Here is a 20500-nt window from a genome sequence, read left to right on the forward strand (position 1 = left end):
GCGCCCACACGGCCCAGTCTCGAGCGTGGCGGCGTAAGCATTACGCACGCGCCCATCTTCGCACGATCCGCAGGATGGCGCGGGCTCTTCCGAGCCTGCCGGCGGCGCGGCTCAGGATCACCGCCAAGGCGAATTTCGTCTCCCTCCGGGGAAGCAGGGCGATGGAGCGGGGCCGCAACACGCCGGTACGGACCTCCACCCGGCAGCGATACGCGCTCTGCACCTACAGCTACGATCTGTTCCAACTTCTCGCCCACGGCCAGCCGTCATGCGGTTACGGGCGCTAGTGCAGCGCCGACGGCATTCTCACGGGTGAGTCCGGCAAACCTCGCCCCTGAGACAGGGATCGATGGCCCTTGAGCCGAGCGAGACCCGATCGATCGCGGTTCGTCGCCCGCCCCGCGAAAGCCTGAACGTTCATGTTCCCGCCTGCAGCTCCGGCGGAAGATACGGATGTCCTGCGACCACGAGCGCGCGATCGACGGCCTCGATCGCGAGCAGGATGCGCGTTAGATCTTCCGCCATCGAGACCGGGGCAAGGTCGATGGCCCCCATGCGCTTCGTAATGGCGTGACATTGCCTCGCCAACGCCGCACGCGCGCGGTTCAGGTCGACGATCTCGTGTGCGGTCATAGGTGTTATCCGTCCCTTCGAGGGTGAAACAGGCGCAACGACGCATTCCGTTCGGCACAGAGGCGACTCACTGTCTGTGCAAGTTGCTCATGCGTCCGAGAGGGCAACAATCAATCCTGGCAGCGCCTCATCTGAGCCGATAGGCAATCCAAACAGCACAGAGCAATACGATCACGATCAGAAGGTGCCGGAATATCGACCTCACGGGCGACTCAGCCCCGAACCGTGTTTACGCGAGAAATCCGATCAGCAAGGCACGACCGCGACCTTGCGCTGTTCATCGCGGCCGCATCAACGCCGCGACCGTGTCGGCAGGTCGTCGCGATCGCGCATCGTCGCCGCGTCGAATGTCCTGTCTGGCAGGAGAGGCCGGCCACCGAAAGGCCTATGCGCCGGCTCTGCCGAGACCTTGCGCAAATTGCAGCGCTTCGAGCACCGCCTTCCCGATGCGATCGGCCTCATCTTCTCCCGCGGGATTGGCCAGAACGACCGCCACGGCCCTCGGCACCGCGAGAGCCTCGGCACTGACCGTCACCTGCAACTCGTCGCCGTAAGGAGCCGCGATGCGCCGCAGGCCAACCCGCAGACCCGACGCTTCCCCGAAGACGCGCTCGAGGCCCTCGGCTGCCGGGGCACCGCCGAAATCCGCCTGAATGACATCGGCCATGTACGTCCTCCCGGTCATGCCCGGCCCGGGGCCGAGGCATGGCGGGCCTTCTAGCATCGTGTGCGGGATGTCGCCTAACACCGGTCTCCCGGGTTCGGAGACGGTCGCAGGATGATCCTCCCGGCACTGGGCAGCCTGCGTGATCCTTCCTCCGGTTCAGCGGTCGCGGCCTCCAGCGTCCCGGCCTCCTCCGCCATCGCATCCTCACTCGGCCGCCGCGACGCTTGCGGATGCCGGTTTCGGAGCGGCCCGGTGGACAGGCGATACCGAGAAGCGCGCGAAGAGTGCCGGGAGAACACAGAGGGTCAGGAGCGTTGCGCTCAGGAGGCCGCCGATCACCACGGTGGCGAGAGGGCGCTGGATCTCGGCGCCCGTGCCGGTCGCGAGCGCCATCGGCACGAAGCCGAGGGCTGCGACGAGGGCCGTCATCATGACCGGCCGCAATCGTGCGCATGCACCGGCACGGACAGCCTCCTTGACCGGGACACCGGTCTCGATCCGATGCCGGATCGCGCTCAGCATCACGAGGCCGTTCAAGACCGCGACGCCCGAGAGGGCGATGAAGCCGACGGCCGCCGGGACGGAGATCGGCATGCCCCGCAGCCAGAGGGCGAGAACGCCCCCCGTCAGAGCCATCGGCACGGCACTGAACACCAGGAGGGCATCGCGCGCGGAGCCGAGGGCCGCGTAGAGCAGGAGGAAAATCAGGGCGAAGCAGCCGGGCACCACGAGGCTCAGGCGATCACGGGCCGCCGCGAGATTCTCGAACTGTCCGCCCCAGGTGATCCAGGAGCCGGCCGGCAGCTGAAGGGCGTCGACGCGCGACCTGGCCGCCGCGACCACGGAAGCGATGTCGCGCCCGCGCACGTTGGCGGTCACGACGACGCGTCGTTTCCCGTTCTCGCGAGAGATCTGGTTCGGCCCCTCCTCCAGGACGAAGCTCGCGACCTGTCGGAGCGGCACCAAGGCGGCCCGTCCTCCCGGACCAGGCGTGAGCGGAACGGGAAGCATCGTCAGGCCGTCGATGTCGTCGCGTGTCCCGTCCGCGAGGCGCAGGACGATGTCGAACCGGCGGTCCCCCTCGAAGACGACGCCGACGTCCCGTCCTCCGATCGCCGCACCGATCACGTCCTGCACGGTCCGATGATGCAGGCCGAGACGCGCGATCTCACCTTTGTCGATGCGAATGTCGAGGGTCGGCAGCCCCTCGACCTGCTCCACCTTCACGTCCTCCGCGCCGGGCGTGCTCCGCAGGACCGCGGCCACCCGGTTGGCCAGAGGCATCATCGTCTCGAAACGCTCGCCGAAGACCTTGACGGCGAGGTCGCCGCGGGTTCCGGCCAGCAACTCGTTGAAGCGCATCTGGATCGGTTGCGTGAACTCGTAGGCGTTCCCGGGCACGCCGTTGACCGCCGTCTGAAGCTTCGCGACGAGCGCCTCCTTCGTCAGTCGGGGGTCGGGCCATTCCGATGGCGGCCTCAGCATGATGAAGGTATCGGAGACGTTGACGGGCATCGGGTCGGAGGCGATCTCGGCTGTCCCCGTCTTCGAGAAGACGAAGGCCACTTCCGGGAAGCCCAGGACGGCCTTCTCGACCGCGATCTGCATCTCCTGCGACTGGGTGAGGCTCGTCGAGGGAATGCGCATGGCGTGCATCGCGACATTCTTCTCGTCGAGTTGCGGCATGAATTCCTGTCCGAGCCGATCGGCCAGCACGAGACTGGCCAGGACGAGCAGAATCGCGAGGCCGATGACCGCGGACGGCCACCGCAAGGCTCCCGCGAGGATTGGCCGGTAGAGCGCCTTCAGCCCACGGATCAGACGGTTCTCGCCCTCCGCCACGCGCCCCGTGATCAGGATCGCGATCAGAGCCGGCACGAAGGTGAGGGAGAGGAGGAAGGCGCTGGCCAGCGCGATGAGCACCGTCAGGGCCATCGGGGCGAACATCTTGCCCTCGATGCCCGAGAAGGTGAGCAACGGCAGGTAGACCAGCATGATGATCGCCTGCCCGTAGACCGTCGGTCGGATCATCTCCTCGGCGGAGCTGCGAACGGCCTCGAGACGCTCCTCCGTTCGGAGCACGCGGCCGAGGATAGCCTGCCGCTCGGCGAGGTGGCGCAGGGCGTTCTCGGTGATGATGACGGCGCCGTCCACGATGAGGCCGAAATCGAGGGCCCCGAGGCTCATCAGGTTCGCGCTGATCCGGCCCTGCACCATGCCGGCGATCGTCATCAGCATGGCGACCGGGATGACGAGGGCACAGATCAGGGCACCACGCAGGTTGCCGAGGAGCAGGAACAGCACGACGACGACGAGAAGCGCTCCCTCGGCGAGGTTCGTCGCGACGGTCCGGATCGTGGCATCGACCAGGATCGTACGGTCGAGGACCGTGTGCACGACGATGCCCGGAGGCAGGGTCCGGGCCACCTCCCGCAACCGCCCATCGACGGCTGCCGCAACCGTGCGGCTGTTGGCGCCGATCCGCATCAGAGCCGTGCCGATGACGGTCTCCTCCCCGTTCGCGCTCGCCGAACCGGTGCGCAATTCCCGCCCGATCTTCACCTGCGCAAGGTCGGCCACCCGAACCGGCACGCCGCCCCGCGTGGCGACGACGACACGACCGATCTCCTCCATGCTCTCGATGCGGCCGCTCGAACGAACGACGGTCCCCTCGCCGTTGCGCTCGATGTAAGCCGCGCCGCGATTCTGGTTGTTCTGCTCCAGGGCCTCGGCAATGTCGCCGAGCGTGAGCCCGAGGCCGATCAGCTTCGCGGGGTCGGGCTCGATCTGGTACTGCTTGCGGTAGCCCCCGATGACGTCCACGCCGGCCACGCCCGGCACGGTTCTGAGCTGGGGGCCGATGACCCAGTCCTGAAGGGTCCGCAGGTAGGCGGCCTGCTCGAAGCCGGGCCGGAGACGCTGCCCCTCGGCCGTCAGATAGCTGCCATCCGGCTGGAAGCCGGGCTGCCCGGCCGGAACCGTCTGATGGGGCGTGGTGAAGGCAACGCTCCACATCGTGACCTCACCGAGACCGGTCGAGATCGGCCCGAGATGCACGTCGGTTCCGGGCGGCAGGCGGGTCTTCACCTCGCCGAGTCGTTCGCTCACCTGCTGGCGCGCGAAGTAGACGTCGGTCGCATCGTTGAAGATCGCCGTGACCTGAGCGAAGCCGTTGCGGGAGAGCGAGCGGGTCACCTCAAGGCCACGGATGCCGGCCAGCGCGGTCTCGATCGGGTAGGTGACCTGGTTCTCGACATCGAAGGGCGAGAGTTGCGGCACCACCGCGTTCACCTGAACCTGATTGTTGGTGATGTCCGGAACCGCATCGATCGGCAGGCGAAGGGCAGCGAACAATCCGAAGGCCGCGGCCGCGAGCGACGCCAGGAGCACGAGCCAGCGCTGGCGGATGGAGAAGGCGAGGATGGTCTCGATCATGGTGCGGCCCCCTCAGTGAGCGTGCTCGGCTTCGGCTTTGCCGAGCTCGGCCTTGAGGATGAAACTGCCCGCAATCGCCACGACTTCTCCGGGCATGAGCCCGGACACGATCGCGACCGCCTCACGGTCGCCCTGGCCGAGGCTTACGACGCGCTTGGCGAAACCATCCGGCCTCCGCACGAAGACGACGCTCTCGCCCTCGACAGTCTGAATCGCTTCCCGCGGCACGCGCACGCGCGCGGCTTCGGCGCCGACCGCGACCTCGACCGTCGCGAAGGAACCGGGCCGCCACGCGAGGTCCGGATTCGCGATGACGGCGATCACCTTCGCGGCGCGCGTCTGCGGATCGAGCATCGGGCTGACGAAGACGATACGTCCCGGGGTCGCCGTCGCGGATCCTGATCGCGTCAGAGCAACCGATTGCCCTTCCGCGATGGCGCCGAGGTCGGAGACCGGAACCGCGAGTTCCACCCAGACCTGCGACAGGTCCGCGATCGTGTAGATCTCCTTCTCCTGCCCCTCGTCATTGACTGGCGCACCGAGATCGACGCGCCGCTCGATGATCTGCCCGGAGATCGGCGCGCGCAGGTTGTAGCGCTGGAGACCGTCCAGGGGCGCCCGGCGCAGACCGGCCATATGCTCGTCCTCGCCGGCGGCGAGCTTCGTGGTGGGCGTCTCCGCAAGGGCGGCGACCTCCGCTTCGGGAACGCCGAGAGCCGAGAGCTTCTGGCGTGCGAGGTTCACCTTGAGCTGCGCCTCGACCAGGGAGGTGCGCGCGCGCAGGAATTGCTGCTCGGCGGAGATCTTCCTGTCCCAGAGGGCGTGGTCGCGCGCGAACAGCATCTCCTGCAGGTCGAGGCCGACAAGGGCCGCGATGTAGTCGTTCTTGGCGTCCGCCACCTCGCGGCTGTCGATGACCGCGACCACATCGCCCTTCCGGACGCTCTCGCCGAGGCGCTTGCGCAGTTCGGCCACCGTGCCGACGACCTTGGCGGCGACCCGCGCAACCCTTTCGGCATCCGGCGTCACGACCCCCGGGACGACGAGGCGGCGGCTCAGAACCCCAGCGCTCACGGGCGCCACCCGGATGCCGGCGGATTCGATCTGCTGCGGCGTCAGGGTGATGACGCCTTCCGCCGAACCATGGTCATGGCCGGCATGGTCTTGGCCGGCAAGGTCTTGGCCGGCATGATCATGGCCGGCATGGTCGTGATCCGCCTGACCGGAGCCGTGCGGGTGATCGTCCGGGTCAGCGCCGTCATGCGCATGCCCCTTCTCGGTCCCCTCCCCACGGCTTTGGCTCGCCTGGGCGATGTCGGGTCCCGGTTCGACCGTCGAGGACGGCCGGACATGCGCCAGGATCGATCCGGCGGCCGAGCGAAGGCCAGAGGACAAATCCAGCAGGAAGGCACCGGACATGACGCCCACCGCGAGGGCCGCCGGCAGGGCAAGGAATCGCAACATGACACATCATCCCCATCACGCCGTCGACGACGGCTCCTGTGCCGGGCACCGACCTGGGGCGGAGTCCGGACGCGCATCGACGGCCGCGACCGCTCGAGGTCGGCGCGGCCGAGCCGGCGGACGAGCCGCCGGTCGATCAGGCGCGGGGAGGCTTGCGGGGTGGGATCGTGGCGCCGGGCGCGTCCGGATCCGTGCGCTCGGCGAAGCGGATCGCAGCGGCGGAGCGCGGCGCCAGGGAGATCTGGGGTGTCGTGGCAATCGCCTGATGGCAGGCGCAATGCGCGCAATGATGGGCGAGGCCGCCATCGGCATGGTCGCCTGGGCCGGTGCGATCCATGTCGAGGCTGAGATGCGCGGCACCTGGATGAGCCGCCTGCAGGTCGGCGCGCCCTTCCGAGGCCGGGATGCCCAGAGCGAGCACCATCAGCAATGCGACGAGCCGGACGGCCGAGCGCCAGCCGAGACCCGCATCGCGGCGGATCGCATCGAGTCGCATTCTGATGGTTCGGCGCGTCACCGGGCGACGAGGTCCTGGGCACCTCACTGTGCGGACATTTCCTTAGCCTGATCCGGGGCGTGTCCGGAAGTGGCTCCGGCATCCGCGGTGTCTGAGCGCACGGCCGCCGCGCTCCGAGCCGCCGGGCAACCTTTGCGGTGCCCGAAGCGTCGTCGAAGACGCCAGCCAGGGAGACCGCGCGATGGAACCGATGAAGCCGATGGAGCCCATGAAGGCGATGAAGCCGATGTCGGGAGGCGAGGCGTGGTGGCCGGAGGATCTCGGCCAGCCGGCGACGAGCGGCGCCCAGAACGGCATGCGCTACGCCTTCTTTCCCGACGCGCGCCGGCTCCTCCTCGAGGAGAACGGCGAGATCGCGACCTACGATAGCGGAGACCACCGGATCAGCGGCGTCTCGCAGCAGGATGGCGCTTCGAAATCGCTGGACTTCGTCAGCCAGGACGGCCCGGTCGCGATCAGCGCGCTGAACAAGCTCGGGTGATGGCGCCGGGCATCCCGCCGGCCTGACGTCCGGGCTTCGTGGACACCAGCGGCCCGGCGCTCTATGCGCTGGGCCTGCATGCCCCCCGTGACGCCACATGCCGCCCGATGCGCGCGCTGATCGATCTTCTCCGCGCGTTGCGGCCTCGCGATCGGCGGCGCCTCGTCCTGATCGCCCTCGGCCTCGCGATGGCGGCCCTCTTCGAGGTGGTCGGGGTGGCCTCCGTCGTGCCCTTCCTCACCCTCGTGGGGGATCCGTCCGCCGCGGCCCGCGTGCCGTACCTCGCCAATGCCCGCGACGCCCTCGGGCTCTCCGACGACCGGAGCTTCCTGATCGCCACAGGCGCGGCCGCGCTGATCGCGATCCTGACCACGAGTGTGGTGAATGCCGCGCTCACCTTCGCGCAGCTCCTGTTCACGAACCTCGTGGGCTACGACATCGCGCGGCGTCTCCTGCTGCGCTATGTCGACCGGGAGCGGCTGTTCTTCGCGCGCGCCAACAGCGCCGAACTCGCAAAGAACGTGCTCAGCGAGACGGATCGCCTTGTCGTCGGCGTCCTGACGCCGATCACCGTCATCGCGTCTCGAGCCGTCTCGGCCCTCGCCGTGGTGGCCTTCCTGATCGCCTACGCGCCCCGCCTCGCGCTGATCCTCGGCGGCGGCTTCGGAGGGCTCTACGTCGCGCTCTACCTCATCATGCGCGCCCGCCTCGCCCGCCTCGGGGCCCGGGCCGTGGCCGACAACGAGCGCCGCTACCGGGTGGTGCAGGAGACCTTCGGGGCGCTGACGGAGCTCAAGCTCTACGGCCGGGCGGAGGCCTTCGCGGCTCAGTTCGACGCCCCCGCCCGCGCCTATGCGCGGGCGACCGCCGCGAGCCTGCTGACCGGCCAGATGCCCCGCTTCGTGATCGAGAGCCTCGCCTTCGGCGGGGTCGTCGTCGTGGTGCTGTTCGCCCTCTCGCAGGGCCTGGACACGGCCGGGCTGCTGCCGCTGCTGGGGCTTTTCGCCTTCGCGGGCTACCGGATGCTGCCCGCCTTCCAGAACATCTTCACGTCCCTGGCGCTGCTGCGCTTCTATCTCCCGGCCGTGCGGGTGGTGATGGACGAGCTCGCGGGGGAGCGTGCCGCCCTGCCGCGCACCCGCGAGCGGCTTGCCTTCCGGGACGCCATTCGTCTGCGGGCTCTGAGCTTCGACTATGAGCCGGGTCGGCCGACGCTCACCGGCATCACCCTCGACATCGAAGCCCGAAGCACGATCGGGCTTGTCGGCCGCACGGGCTCCGGCAAATCGACCCTCGTGGGGCTTCTCCTCGGCATCCTGACGCCGTGTTCGGGCAGCCTCACGGTCGACGGCGTCCCCCTCGATGCGGCGACCCTGCCGGCCTGGCAGAACCGGATCGGTTACGTGCCGCAGGACATCTTCCTGATCGACGGGACGGTCGCGGAGAACATCGCCCTCGGGCTCGCCGAGATCGATCCGGGGGCGGTCGAGCGCGCGGCGCGGCTCGCCGGGGCGCATGACTTCATCGCTGCGCTGCCCGGCGGCTATCAGGCCGGTGTGGGCGAGCGCGGGGCGCGGCTCAGCGGTGGTCAGCGCCAGCGCCTCGGCATCGCCAGGGCGCTCTACCACGATCCGGACGTCATCGTGTTCGACGAGGCGACGTCGGCCCTCGACGGCGAGACCGAGGCTGCCGTGATGGGGGCGCTCGCGGACTTAGCCGGCAACCGAACGCTGATCCTGATCGCGCACCGCCTGACGAGCCTCGCCCGCGCGGATGTCGTGCACGTCCTGGAGGCCGGACGCCTCGTGGCCTCGGGGCCGCTCGCGGCCGTGATGCCCTATCTCGGCCAGACCGAGCCGGCCTGACATGTGCGGCATCGCGGGCCTGATCGACCCCAGTCTCTCCGCCGACATCCTTCGGGCGAGCGCCGAGGCCATGGCGGATGCCCTCGCCCATCGCGGTCCGGACGGGCGCGGCATCTGGTGCCGGGCCGATCGGGGCGTCGCCCTCGGGCATCGGCGCCTCGCGATCGTGGAACTGAGCGAGGCAGGCGCGCAGCCCTTCCTGTCCGCCGATGGCCGCTGGGCGCTCAGCTACAACGGCGAGCTCTACGACGCCATCGCGCATCGCCCGGCCTTGGAGACCGACGGACACGTCTTCCGGGGCAGCTCCGATACCGAGATCCTGATCGAGCTGATCGCCCGGCACGGGGTGGTGGGCGCGCTCGCGCGGGTCGATGGCATCTTCGCCTTCGCGGCCTATGACCGGGCGCAGGACAGGCTCTGGCTCGCCCGGGACCGAATGGGCGTGAAGCCCCTGTTCTACGCGGCCACGGAACGCCGTCTGCTGTTCGGCTCGCAGCTCTCGGCGCTCACCGCTTGCTCGGGTTTCCGACCGGAGATCGACCCGGGTGCGGTCGCGAGCCTGCTCCGCCACGGCTATGTGCCGGCGCCCGGCGCGATCTACCGCGGCGTCGCCAAGCTTGCGCCAGGCCATGTCCTCGCGTGGCGCGCCGGCGAGCCCGCGCGGAGCGAACCCTATTGGAGCCTCGACGGGGTAATCGCCGCGGGCCGGGACGATCCCTTCCGGGGGACGCCCGAGGAGGCCGCAGACGCCCTCGAGACGCTCCTGCGGGGTGCCGTCCGCCGCCAGCTGATGAGCGACGTCCCGCTCGGGGCCTTCCTCTCCGGCGGCATCGATTCGTCGGCCGTGACCGCCCTGATGGCGGAAGGCGGCGCGCGGCCGCGTACCTTCGCGGCGGGGTTCCCGGAGGATCCGCGTCTCGACGAGAGCCCGCATGCGGCCGCGGTCGCGCGGTATCTCGGCACCGACCACACCACGATCCCGATCGGGGAGCGGGAGGCGCTCGACCTCGTGGCGCGCCTGCCCGCGATCTTCGACGAGCCGCTCGCCGACCCCTCCGGCCTTCCGACTCACTTGCTCTGCGCCGCGACGCGGGCCGCCGGGATCACCGTGGCGCTGTCGGGCGATGGCGGCGACGAGCTGTTTGCCGGCTATGACCGCTACGCCCTGGCGCGGCGCTTCGCGCGGCGCGTCGAGCCGGTGCCGCGCCCGCTCCGCAGCCTCGGGGCGGCGGCGCTCGGTGGGCTGCCGCGGGGCGCGGCCGCCATCCTGGCCCGCGCCCTGCCCCCGCCCTGGGGCGGGCCCGAAGGCGTCGACCGGCTGCGCAAGGCGGCGGGGCAGCTTCCCGGGAGCGGCTTCGACCTTTACCGGCGTCTCCTCACGCTCAATCCGGCGGCTGAGGCGCTGGCCTGCGGAAGGCCCGCGTTGCAGAGCCCGATGGACGCACCCGGAGCGCTACCTCTGCTTGCACGAATGCGCCGCCTCGACAGCCTCGCCTACCTGCCCGACGACGTTCTGGCCAAGGTCGACCGCGCCAGCATGGCGGTCGGGCTGGAGGCGCGGGTGCCGCTCCTCGACCGGACAATCGTGGAATTCGCCTGGCGCCTTCCGGACAACATTCTGGTCCGACAAGGGAAATCCAAATGGCCGCTGCGCGCCGTGCTGGCCCGGCACGTGCCGCCGGCCCTGTTCGAGCGGCGCAAGCAGGGCTTCGCGCCCCCACTCGCGGCTTGGTTGCGTGGCCCCCTGCGCGATTACGCGCGCGACCTGCTGCTGAGCCCGCAGGCCGGCGGGGGCTTCCTCGACAGGGGTCGGGTGCGGCACATGCTCGACGAGCATCTAGCAGGAACGCACAACCATGCGGTGGGGCTGTGGCCGCTCCTGAGCTTCGAGGCGTGGCGCCTGCACCAGAGCGCCTGAGGCAAGGCTGAGGAGGAAACGATGCGTGAAATCATCACGTTGCGGGCCCAGGACGGCACCGAGGCCGCCCTGGCGCTGACGGGCGCCGAGCCGATCTCCTGGCAGGTCGAGGGTCGCCAGTATCTCTGGGACGGCGACCCGGAGCACTGGAACCGGCATGCGCCCTGGCTCTTCCCGGTGGTCGGCGCCTCGGCGGGGGGCGTGGTGCGGGTCGGCGGGAAGGAATTTCCGATGGCGCAGCATGGGTTTGCGCGCGATCTCCCGTTCACGGTCGTGGCGCAGGAGGCCGAATCCGCGACCCTGCGGCTCGCGGACGGGCCGGAGACGCGGGCGCATTATCCCTTCGCGTTCCGCCTCGACATCACCGCGCGGGTGCGGCCGAGGGGCCTCGATTTCGCGATCGCGATCACCAATCCGGGCGACGTCCCCCTGCCCTATGCCATTGGATTCCATCCGGCTTTTCCCTGGCCCTTCGCCGGGGGGGCGCGGGCGGGCGGGGATTACGCGGTGGTCTTCGAGATGCCCGAGCGGGCGATGGTGCCGGAGGTCGGCGCGGGCGGGCTGCTGGTGCGGACGGAGCGGGCGATTCCGCTCGAGGGGGACACCCTGCGGCTCGACCCGGCGCTTTTTCAGGAGGCGCTGGTGTTCCGCGAAGCGCGGAGCCGCAGCCTGCGCTTCACCCGCCCGGGACACGGAACAATTCATATGGGCACCGACGATTTTCCCCATCTCGCGGTGTGGACGAAACCCACGGCGCCGTTCCTGTCGCTCGAATGCTGGACCGGCCATGCGGATTGGGCGGGATTTGCGGGCGAGTTCGCCGCGCGCGATTCCCAGCGCAGCCTGGCCCCGGGCGCGACGGCGCGGCACGGGGTCCGGCTGAGCGTCGAGGCCTGAGGCCCGTGCGGATCTGGGTGGCCCGGCCCGAGCCCGGCGCCGGGCGGACCGGCGAGCGCCTGCGCGCGCTCGGCCACCAACCCCTGGTTGCGCCCGTCCTCATGGTCCGGCCGACCGGCGCGGCGCTCCCGGCGGAGGCGCCGGACGCCATCCTGCTGACGAGCGCCAACGCGGTCGCGGCCCTGCGCGGCGCGGCCGGGCGCCTGCGGGGCCGGCCCGTCTTCGCCGTGGGGGCGCGGACGGCGGCGCTGGCGCAGGCGGCGGGGCTCGGCCCGGTCACGGATGCGGGCGGCGATGCGGCGGACCTGGTGCGCGTCGTCCGGGCGCGGCTCGCGCCGGGCCGGCGCCTGCTCCACGTGGCGGGCGCCGAGCGCAAGGCCGAGCCGGCCGCCTCCCTGCGGGCCGCCGGCTACGATCTCGCAATCGTGGTCGCCTACGCGGCCGAGCCGGTGGCGGCGCTGCCCGGCCCGGTGGCGGATGCCCTGCGGGCCGGCGGGCTCGATGCGGCCCTGCACTATTCCAGACGAAGTGCCGCGGTGGCGGCGGAACGGGCCGACGCGGCGGGTCTCGGGGGAGCCTTCGGGGCGCTCAAGCATTACTGCCTGTCGGCTGACGTGGCCGTAGCACTGGAAGCGGCGGGGATCGCGGCCCATTTCGTGCCGGCGCGGCCGCGGGAGGAGGACCTCCTGGCCGGCCTCGCGACGGTGTTCTGACAACCTCCGCACCGGGTCTCGCCCCGGCGGCGCTCGCGGTGCTAGGAGGAAACCGAGGAAGCGGCTCGCGTGCAGGGCCGCCGCGGCGTGCCTCACCGGCACCGCCGCTCCCGGCTTGGCCACGGGCGCGTCGCGCGCCGGCCGGGACGGGGCGGCGGCCGAAACAGGCGATGAAGGGAGAAAACGGGCAGTGAAACCACCCCCGAGCGACGCCAACCGTCCGAACCCGAACGCGCCCGGCAAGGGCGGCCCCACCGAGCCGGGCAAAGGCGGCCCCGCCGAGGTTGGCAAGGGCGGCCCTGCCGAGGCTGGCAAAGGCGGCCCCGCCGAGGCTGGCAAAGGCGGCCCCGCCGAGATCAACAAGGGTGGTGCCACCCTGGGCGTGCGGGCCGATGCGCCGAAGGTGGAGCCCGGCAAGGGGGATGCCGGCCGGATCGAGCCGAGCCGGTTCGAGCCCGCCAGGAGCACGACGCCCGGCACCGGCGGCGCCAAGCCCGAGGTAGGCAAGCCCGAGGCCCCGAAGCCCGGCGAGGCGGCGAAGCCCGCGGCCACGGTGACTGACCCGATCCGCACCGGTGCGCCCGGTGCCGCGCCGAAGCCGGGCACGCCGGAGCCAGGCAAAAGCGAGCCCAGCAAGACCGAGCCCAGCAAGACCGAGCCCGCGAAGCCGGCAGCCGCCACCGGCGGGCCATCCGGTCCGACTACCGCCTCCGGTCCGACCGGGCCCGGCGTGAAGGCCGACGCGCCGAAGGTCGAACCGAGCAAGACTGAACCCAGCAAGTCCGAGCCGCCCAAGCCTGAGCCGCTCAAGTCCGAGCCGCCCAAGCCCGAGGCCGCCAAGAGCGGCTTTGCCGGCAGTCAGACCCCGGGCGCCACCAAGCCCGGCGGCGGCGTCACGGACGGGCCGATCATCGATCTCAAGGCCAAGCGGATTCCCGACGCGGCCGAGGCGGCCAGGAACGCGGGACCGGCGGCGGGCCAGAATGCCGGCCAGACTCCCGGCCAAGGTCCCGGCAAGGACCCGGCGCGCGAAGCCGGCAAGGCGGCGGCCGCCGGAACGGTGGCGGCCGGCATGGCGGGGGCCACCAAGCCGGGCGGCGGGCCCGCGACAGCGCCGTCCTCCGCCGCAGCCTCTTCCGCAACCGGACCTTCTGTGGCGCCCGGCGCCAGCGCGACATCCGGCGCCGGCGCGGCGCCCCGGATCGCGCCCGATGCGGCGGCGGCCCGGCGCGGGCCGGGCTTCGGCTCGGTCGCGGCGGCGGGCCTGCTCGGCGGCGTCATCGGGGCGGGCCTGCTCTTTGCCGTCGAGCAGGCGGGCGTGCTGCCGAACCGGGCCGAGGACCAGCGCCTCGCCGCCCTCGACCAGCGCATCGCCGCCCTCGCCCCGCGCGATGCGGTGAGCGGGCTGGAGAAGCGCGTCGCCGCCAACGAGGCGGCGCTCAAGCCCCTGCCGGAGGCGGTGCGGAGTGCAGAGGCCGCGGCCAGGCAGGCCCTCGACAAGGCCGGCACGGGCGCCGGCACCGCCGCGCCGGAGGCCGCGTCCCCGAACGGCGCCCCGGTGGCCGCGCTGCCGGCCGATCTCGCGGCGCGCCTCGACAGCCTGGACCAGCGCGTCTCGGCGCTGCAGGAGGAGCCGGGCCGCGATCAGCCCTCGGATTCGAAGCTCACCGCGGCCCAGTCCGGCGATGGCGGGCAGCGGGTCGCCGCCCTCGACGAGCGCCTGAAGGCGCTGGAGGGCAAGGTCAAGGATCAGACCAAAGCCGCGTCGGGTCAGGATCTCGGCGCCAAGCTCGCCGCGCTTCAGGGCGAGGTGGAGAGCCGCACCAAGGCCAATGCGGAGGCCGACCAGGCGGTTGTCCAGCGCCTCGACGGCCTGCAGCAGAGCCTCGACGCCCGGGTGAAATCCGCCACCGAGGCGGTCCAGGCCGCCACGCAGGCGAGCCAGCAGGCCGTCGACGCGGGCAAGACCCAGGCGCAGGAGACCCAGAAGGCGTTCGAGCGCCAGATTCAGGAGCAGCAGACCCGGGTCGCCGCCCTCGACAAGGCGCTCGGCCAGCGCGCCGAGGCCAGCACCGTGCAGGCGGCCCTGCGGGTCGTCACCGCCGACCGGATCGCGAACGCGCTCGGCGCCGGCACGCCCTATGCCGAGCCGCTCTCCGTCCTGCGCAAGCTGGAGACCGGGGATGCGAGCCGGACCGACGCCCTCGCGCCCTTCGCCGAGAAGGGCGCGCCGGGCGCCGCGCAGCTCGCCGCCGAGTTCCGGCCGATCGCCCAGAAAATCGCGGCGAGCCGCCGATCCGCCGAGGCCCGGGACGTGGCCGAGACCGGCGACCTGAAGCGGCGCCTCCTCAGCATGGCGGAATCGATCGTGCAGGTGCGCAAGGTCGACGGGCCGGCGGGCGAGGCGGCGGAGGCCGCGGGCGATCCGACCGCCAAGGTTCAGGCGGCCCTCGATCGCGGCGCGATCCAGGACGCCGCCCAGGCCTTCGAAGCCATGCCGGCGGAGGCCAAGGCGGAAGCCGGGGATTTCGGCGCCAGGCTGAAGGCGCGGGCGGCGGCCACCCAGGCGGCGCAGGCCCTCCTGTCGGATGCGTTCAAGGGCCTCCCGGCCAGCGCCCCCGAGGCCGGTCGTTGAGCCGATGAGACTCCGTTCCGGCCGCCGAGGCGGCTCACCCTGCGGGGCGGCCTCGGCCGCCTTCGCGCCCGATCCGGGCCTGCGGGCAGCGCCGATTGCCCGCAAGGTCCATCCCGGTCTCCGGGCGGCGCTAACCGCCCGGCCTTCGTCCCGCGTTCTCGCCGACAGCCCCGTGCGGGCGCCGAACAGGAGTTGCTGATCCCATGTGGCGCGCCCTCGCCTTCCTGGCCCTGCTAGCCATCGCCGCCTTCGGGGCGGTCTGGATCGCCGACAGGCCCGGCACGGTCACCATCGTCTGGAACGGCTACGAGGTGGCCACCAGCCTGGCCATCGCCCTCGTGGGCGTCCTCGTGGCGGCCATCGTCGTCGGCTTCATCTGGGCCATCGTGCGCGGGATCATCACCCTGCCCGAGGCCCTGGTGCGCGGCGCGCGCGAGCGGCGCCGGGCCAAGGGCTTCACGGCCCTTTCCCGCGGCATGGTGGCGGTGGGATCGGGCGATCCCCTGGCCGCGCGCCGCCACGCGGGCGATGCCGAGCGCCTGCTCGGCTCCGAGCCCCTGGCGCTGCTCCTGAAGGCGCAGGCCGCGCAGATCTCCGGCGACCGGGAGGCCGCCGAGCGCGCCTTCCAGCGCATGGCCAACGACCCCGAGACCCGCGTGCTCGGGCTGCGCGGCCTCTTCGTCGAGGCGCGCCGCCGCGAGGACGAGACCTCGGCCCGAGCCTACGCGACCGAGGCCGCGCGCCTCGCCCCGAGCGTCACCTGGGCGAACGAGGCGGTGCTGGAGGCGCAATGCGCCGACGGCGACTGGAGCGGCGCGCTCGAGACCGTGGAGCGGCGCGCCTCGCTGGGGCTGATCGAGAAGGCGACCGCCCGGCGCCAGCGCGCGGTGCTGCTGACCGCCTCGGCCCAGATCCTCGAGGCCGGCGAGCCCGAGGCCGCGACCGAGCGGGCCCTCAAGGCCGTCAAGCTCGCCCCCGACCTCGTGCCGGCCGCCGCCATCGCGGGCCGGCTCCTGACCCGGCGGGGCGACCTGCGCAAGGGCGCCAAGGTCGTGGAGGGCGCCTGGAAGGCGAACCCGCATCCCGACCTCGCCAAGGTCTACCTGTCGCTGCGCACGGGCGATTCCGTGCGGGACCGCCTCGCCCGCGCCGAGACCCTGGCGAAGCTCTCCGCCTGGCACCCGGAGGCCCGCCTCGCCTTGGCGCAGACCGCCTACGAGGCCCGCAGCTTCGGGCAGGCCCGCGAGGCGCTGCAGCCGCTCCTCGACGACCGCCCGACCGTGCGCGCCTGCCTGATGATGGCCCGGATCGAGGAGGCCGAGCACGGGGCCGGGTCCGGCCGCGCCCGGGAGTGGCTCGCCCGCGCGGCGCATGCCCCGCGCGACCCGCTCTGGATCGCCGACGGGATCGCCTCGGAGAGCTGGGCCCCGGTCTCGCCGATCAGCGGCCGTCTCGACGCCTTCGTCTGGAAGGCGCCGACCGATCTGCTCGCCGGCGCGACGCCGCACGCGGACGAGGCGGACGGCGCCCCCCGGCGCGACCCCGTCGCGATCGCGCCGGCCCCGATGCCGGCGCCCGAGCCCGCCCCCGCGGTGATGCCGGCCCCCGAGCCGATGCCGATCCCGACCTCGATGCCGCAGGGCCCGCTGCCGGGTGCCGAGGCCAAGGCCAGCGACGCGGCGGCCAAGTCGGCCGAGGTGAAGCCCGCCGAGGTGAAGCCCTCCCCCGCCGAGGCCGGCTGGGTCCCGGGCAAGCCCGGCTCCGGCCCGCTGGCCGCCGGCACCGCCACCCCGGTGGTGCTGCCGGCCCCCCGCCCCGACGATCCGGCCGCCACCCCGGAGGAAGCCGAAGCCAAGGCGCGCCGCTTCGGCTGATCCGGCGGCACGGGGCCTTCACGCTCCGGTGGAGCGGACGGCTTTGCGTGTCACCTCTCCCGTCCGGGAGAGGTCGATTCCGCGATAGCGGAGCGGTCAGGGATGCGACTTTTCCGGAGAAGCCTGTCCCCTCACCCCAACCCTCTCCCGCACGGGAGAGGGGGTCGGTCGCGTCATCAGGGCTGGTTCTGACAGCCGCCACGCATCCGGGCTCGGCTCCGGCGCCCTGGCATGACGACGTGAAGCGGACGGCCGAGCGCCCCACCTCTCCCGTCCGGGAGAGGTCGAGTCGGCGCCAGCCGACCGGGTGAGGGGTGCGACCTTTCCGGACAGCGCGCACCTCTCACCCCCGCCCGCTTCGCGGGTAAGCTCTCCCGAACGGGAGAGGGGGCGCGTCGCGGCGTCCCCCGATGGCGCAGGGCGGGACGCGGCGGCGGGGGTGGGCTTAAAGGTCGATTCACGCAAAGGCGTTTAGCCTTCGGTTACTCAAGTTCTGCGTAACCGAAGTGCCCATGTCAGCATCCGTCGACGATGCGCCGGACCTGTCCGGGCTCATCGAATTGTCGCGCATCGAGCATCTCGACCTGAAACCCGTGATCCTGCGGGTCCAGACCGATCTGTTCATCCAGGCGGCCCTGCGCGACCGGGCCGCGGCGGGCGCGTTCGAGGCCCTGGCCTGCGGGCTGATCCCGACCGTCGACGACGAGACCGCCGCCATCGTGGCGCGCAAGCTGAGCCCGTTCGCGGGCACGCCGGAATCCGTCCTGGTGCGGCTCGCCGCCCGCGGCGGGGCCGTGCGCGACATCGTGGTGGCGCAGGCCCCGCGCCTGACCCCGCCGGTGATCGCGGCGGCCCGCAGCGACGGGACCGAGATCGGCGCGGCGCTCGCGGCCCGCAGCGATCTCAGCCGCTCCACCCTGGCGGACCTGACGGCGCGCAACGACGCCGAGATCGACCGCGCGCTGGCGGGCAACGAGCAGGCGCCGCTTCGCGGCGAGAGCCTGGCGCAGCTCGTGGCCCGCGCCCGCAAGGCACCGGACCTCGCACAGGCGCTGCTGGCCCGGCCGGACCTCGAGCCGGACGAGGTGGTGCCGCTCTATCTCCACGCGACGCCCGAGCGCCGCGAGGCCCTGGCGGCGGCGGTCGCCGCCACGGCGGCGCTCAGGCCCTGCCCGCCCGCCCCGCGCGAGGCCGGCGCGATCCTGACCGGGCTGTCGGCGGCCCAGGACGTGCCCGGCTTCATCGCGGCGCTCGCCGATCTCCTCGACCTCGACCAAGGCTTCCTCGGCGCCGCCCCGGACCCGTCCGCGCGCTACGACCTGCTGACGCTGGCGCTGCGCGCCGCGGGCCTGCACGAGGAGGAGGCGGTCTACGTCTTCCTGACCCTCAACGAGAGCGTGGCGCGCTCGGCCGAGCGGGTGTTCGAGCTGGTGCGCCTGTTCCGCACCGTGCCGCGGCCGGCCGCGCGCGACCTGCTCTCGGCGATCCTCGACCAGCCCCTGCGCGCGCGCACCGGGACCGCCGAGGCGCACCAGCCCTACCACGCGCCCGAGGCCCCGAAGGTCCGCCAGGGCGCCGAGCGGGCGCCGAGCCGCCCCGCTCTGCCCGGCCGGGCGCGCCGAAGCGCCGCCGACAAGGCCTCCTGAGCCGGGCCCTACCCGCGCACGATGACGCGCAGCAGGTAGACGAGGGCCGTGAAGGCCCCGAGGCTGAGGGCGTAGAAGGCCACGAACCAGAGGAGGCGGCGCCCGCCGCGCCGGGAGGCCGGCGGGTCCTTCGCCGAGCCGCCCGCGCTCAATGCCCGTAGCCCCCGGCCTGGATGTCCTCCGCGACCTTGCCGCGGAAGACCCAGTAGGCATAGGCCGTGTAGGCGAGCGTCAGGGGCATCACCACCGCGTAGCCCACGAGTGCGAATTGCAGCGCGCTGACGGCGTTGGCCGCCTGCCAGATCGTGAGCCTGGGCGGAACGATGAACGGGAACAGGCTGATCGCGAGGCCGAGGAAGCCGAGCAGGAACAGCCCGATGCTGAGGAGGAAGGGCGTCGCCTCGCGGCCCTCGTCGAGGGTCCTGAAGATGCGCCAGCAGACGAAGGCGGTGACGACCGGGACGGGGGCGACGTAGAGGAGGTTCGGCCAGGAGAACCAGCGCCACTGGATCTCGAGCCCGAGGAACGGCACCCAGGCGCTGACGAGGGCCATCGACAGGATGGTGGCGGCCAGGAACTGCTTGCTCTTGCGGCGGGCCCAGATCTCCAGTTCGCCCGACGTCTTCATCACGCACCAGGTGGCGCCGAGGAGCCCGTAGCCGCAGACGAGGCCGATCCCCGTCATCACGCTGAAGGGGGTGAGCCAGTCGAGGGTGCCGCCCGTGAAGCCGCGGCCCTCGATCTGGAAGCCCTGCACGAAGGCGCCGAGCACCATGCCCTGCGCGAAGGTCGCGATGAGCGAGCCGTAATGGAAGGCATAGTCCCAGATCGCCTGCGAGCGGTCGGCCTTGAAGCGGAACTCGAAGGCGACGCCGCGGAAGATCAGGGCGATCAGCATCAGGATGATGGGCAGGTAGAGGGCCGGCAGCAGGATCGCGTAGGCGACGCTGAAGACCGCGAACAGGCCGCCGCCGCCGAGCACCAGCCAGGTCTCGTTGCCGTCCCAGATCGGCGCCACCGAGAGCATCATCCGGTCGCGCCAATTGCCCCGCCGCGCCGCCGTGAACAGGATGCCGACGCCGAGGTCGAACCCGTCGATGACGACGTACATGGCAACCGCCAGCGCCAGGAGCGCCGACCAGACGAGGGGCAGCCAGAAGGCGGCGCCCTCGTACTCCATGCCGAACCCGAACATGCCGAACGCCTCCCGCGGACCTCGCCCCTCGGGACAAGGACTAAGCATACAAGGGCGTTCCGGCCAAGGCGGTGGAAGAGGAGGCCGACGCGGCGGGCGGCCCGCCTCAGCGGGGCTCGACGCCGCGCCACGGGGGATGCCGGTCGGCCGCCGCCAGGGTGTCGCGCGAGCCCGCCGGCGCGTCGCGGACCGCAGGCCCGACCCGGCGCGACAGCGCGGCCAGCCCCTCGCGGGCGAGGCGCTCGCGGGTCTCGGCCGGCAGCCCGGCGAGGGCGGAGGGCAGGATTTCGAGCATCTCCGAGGCGGCCGGGAGAGCGGCCGGGAGACTCGCGGGAAGACCCGCCGGAAGACTCGCCGCCAGCGCGGCCGGGCTCGGCGGCGTCGCGACGCCCCGGCTCCCGCGCTGGGCCGCGAGGTACGAAAGGGCGCCGATCACGAGGGCGGCGCGCAGGAGGAACGACATGGGCGATCTTACCCTGGCGGCGTCGGTCTGCAGCAAGGCCGCGAGCTTCGCGCCCGAGGATGAAGCCCGCGTAAGAACGCGCGGATTTCGCGCGGCA

Annotated in this window: 17 protein-coding genes; 9 read left to right on the top strand and 8 right to left on the bottom strand. The window is 72.2% G+C overall.

The features are described from left to right. The first annotated feature begins 74 nt into the window (after positions 1 to 74). Positions 75 to 287: a hypothetical protein gene (locus F6X53_RS03430; RefSeq protein ID WP_150997248.1), complete on the top strand. Its 213-nt coding sequence runs from the start codon at positions 75 to 77 to the stop codon at positions 285 to 287. 130 nt (positions 288 to 417) lie between these two features. Here F6X53_RS03430 and F6X53_RS03435 read toward each other — a convergent pair whose 3' ends face one another. The 5 genes from F6X53_RS03435 to F6X53_RS03455 form a co-directional block, all read right to left on the bottom strand. Beyond that, positions 418 to 633 carry a hypothetical protein gene (locus F6X53_RS03435; protein WP_150997250.1) on the bottom strand — a complete coding sequence of 72 codons (216 nt, stop codon included), beginning with the start codon at positions 631 to 633 and terminating at the stop codon, positions 418 to 420. 385 nt (positions 634 to 1018) lie between these two features. Further along, entirely contained in the window at positions 1019 to 1300 is a 282-nt protein-coding gene (locus F6X53_RS03440) for a hypothetical protein (RefSeq protein ID WP_150997252.1), read from the bottom strand. Positions 1301 to 1504: 204 nt separating this feature from the next. Further along, complete coding sequence (locus F6X53_RS03445) at positions 1505 to 4735, bottom strand: efflux RND transporter permease subunit (protein ID WP_150997254.1); 3231 nt, start codon at positions 4733 to 4735, stop codon at positions 1505 to 1507. A gap of 12 nt (positions 4736 to 4747) precedes the next feature. Further along, on the bottom strand, positions 4748 to 6199 hold the full coding sequence (locus F6X53_RS03450; RefSeq protein ID WP_150997256.1) for an efflux RND transporter periplasmic adaptor subunit: 1452 nt from the start codon (positions 6197 to 6199) through the stop codon (positions 4748 to 4750). 136 nt (positions 6200 to 6335) lie between these two features. Continuing rightward, a complete protein-coding gene (locus F6X53_RS03455) occupies positions 6336 to 6695 on the bottom strand; it encodes a hypothetical protein (protein ID WP_150997258.1) in 360 nt (119 codons plus the stop codon). Between the two features lie 202 nt (positions 6696 to 6897). Between F6X53_RS03455 and F6X53_RS03460 the strand changes: the two genes are divergently transcribed. From F6X53_RS03460 to F6X53_RS03495, 8 genes are all read left to right on the top strand, one after another. Then, the gene (locus tag F6X53_RS03460; RefSeq protein ID WP_150997260.1) at positions 6898 to 7197 is read left to right on the top strand and encodes a hypothetical protein; all 300 of its coding nucleotides are present in this window, start codon (positions 6898 to 6900) and stop codon (positions 7195 to 7197) included. Positions 7198 to 7304: 107 nt separating this feature from the next. Beyond that, positions 7305 to 9062, top strand: coding sequence for an ABC transporter ATP-binding protein (locus tag F6X53_RS03465; RefSeq protein WP_150997261.1), 1758 nt, complete (start codon positions 7305 to 7307; stop codon positions 9060 to 9062). Position 9063: 1 nt separating this feature from the next. Then, positions 9064 to 10980, top strand: coding sequence for an asparagine synthase (glutamine-hydrolyzing) (gene asnB / locus F6X53_RS03470; RefSeq protein WP_150997263.1), 1917 nt, complete (start codon positions 9064 to 9066; stop codon positions 10978 to 10980). 21 nt (positions 10981 to 11001) lie between these two features. Further along, positions 11002 to 11877 (top strand): aldose 1-epimerase family protein, encoded by an 876-nt coding sequence (locus tag F6X53_RS03475; protein WP_150997265.1) that lies wholly within the window; start codon positions 11002 to 11004, stop codon positions 11875 to 11877. A 5-nt stretch (positions 11878 to 11882) separates the two neighbouring features. Next, the gene (locus F6X53_RS03480; RefSeq protein ID WP_150997267.1) at positions 11883 to 12590 is read left to right on the top strand and encodes a uroporphyrinogen-III synthase; all 708 of its coding nucleotides are present in this window, start codon (positions 11883 to 11885) and stop codon (positions 12588 to 12590) included. Positions 12591 to 12780: 190 nt separating this feature from the next. Further along, a complete protein-coding gene (locus tag F6X53_RS03485; RefSeq protein WP_244965515.1) occupies positions 12781 to 15225 on the top strand; it encodes a COG4223 family protein in 2445 nt (814 codons plus the stop codon). A 203-nt stretch (positions 15226 to 15428) separates the two neighbouring features. After that, on the top strand, positions 15429 to 17099 hold the full coding sequence (locus F6X53_RS03490) for a heme biosynthesis protein HemY (protein WP_150997269.1): 1671 nt from the start codon (positions 15429 to 15431) through the stop codon (positions 17097 to 17099). Between the two features lie 512 nt (positions 17100 to 17611). After that, a complete protein-coding gene (locus tag F6X53_RS03495) occupies positions 17612 to 18745 on the top strand; it encodes a DUF2336 domain-containing protein (protein WP_150997271.1) in 1134 nt (377 codons plus the stop codon). 8 nt (positions 18746 to 18753) lie between these two features. Here the strand turns inward: F6X53_RS03495 and F6X53_RS03500 are convergent, their stop codons facing one another. The 3 genes from F6X53_RS03500 to F6X53_RS03510 form a co-directional block, all read right to left on the bottom strand. Beyond that, positions 18754 to 18897, bottom strand: a complete 144-nt coding sequence (locus F6X53_RS03500) for a DUF2474 domain-containing protein (RefSeq protein WP_150997273.1) — start codon at positions 18895 to 18897, stop codon at positions 18754 to 18756. Then, entirely contained in the window at positions 18894 to 19940 is a 1047-nt protein-coding gene (cydB, locus tag F6X53_RS03505; protein WP_150997275.1) for a cytochrome d ubiquinol oxidase subunit II, read from the bottom strand. Before cydB ends, F6X53_RS03500 begins: the two co-directional genes overlap by 4 nt. Positions 19941 to 20046: 106 nt before the next feature. Next, on the bottom strand, positions 20047 to 20403 hold the full coding sequence (locus F6X53_RS03510; protein ID WP_150997277.1) for a hypothetical protein: 357 nt from the start codon (positions 20401 to 20403) through the stop codon (positions 20047 to 20049). Positions 20404 to 20500 lie beyond the last annotated feature (97 nt).

It is taken from the genome of Methylobacterium soli (assembly GCF_008806385.1).
GTDB classification, from domain to species: domain Bacteria; phylum Pseudomonadota; class Alphaproteobacteria; order Rhizobiales; family Beijerinckiaceae; genus Methylobacterium; species Methylobacterium soli.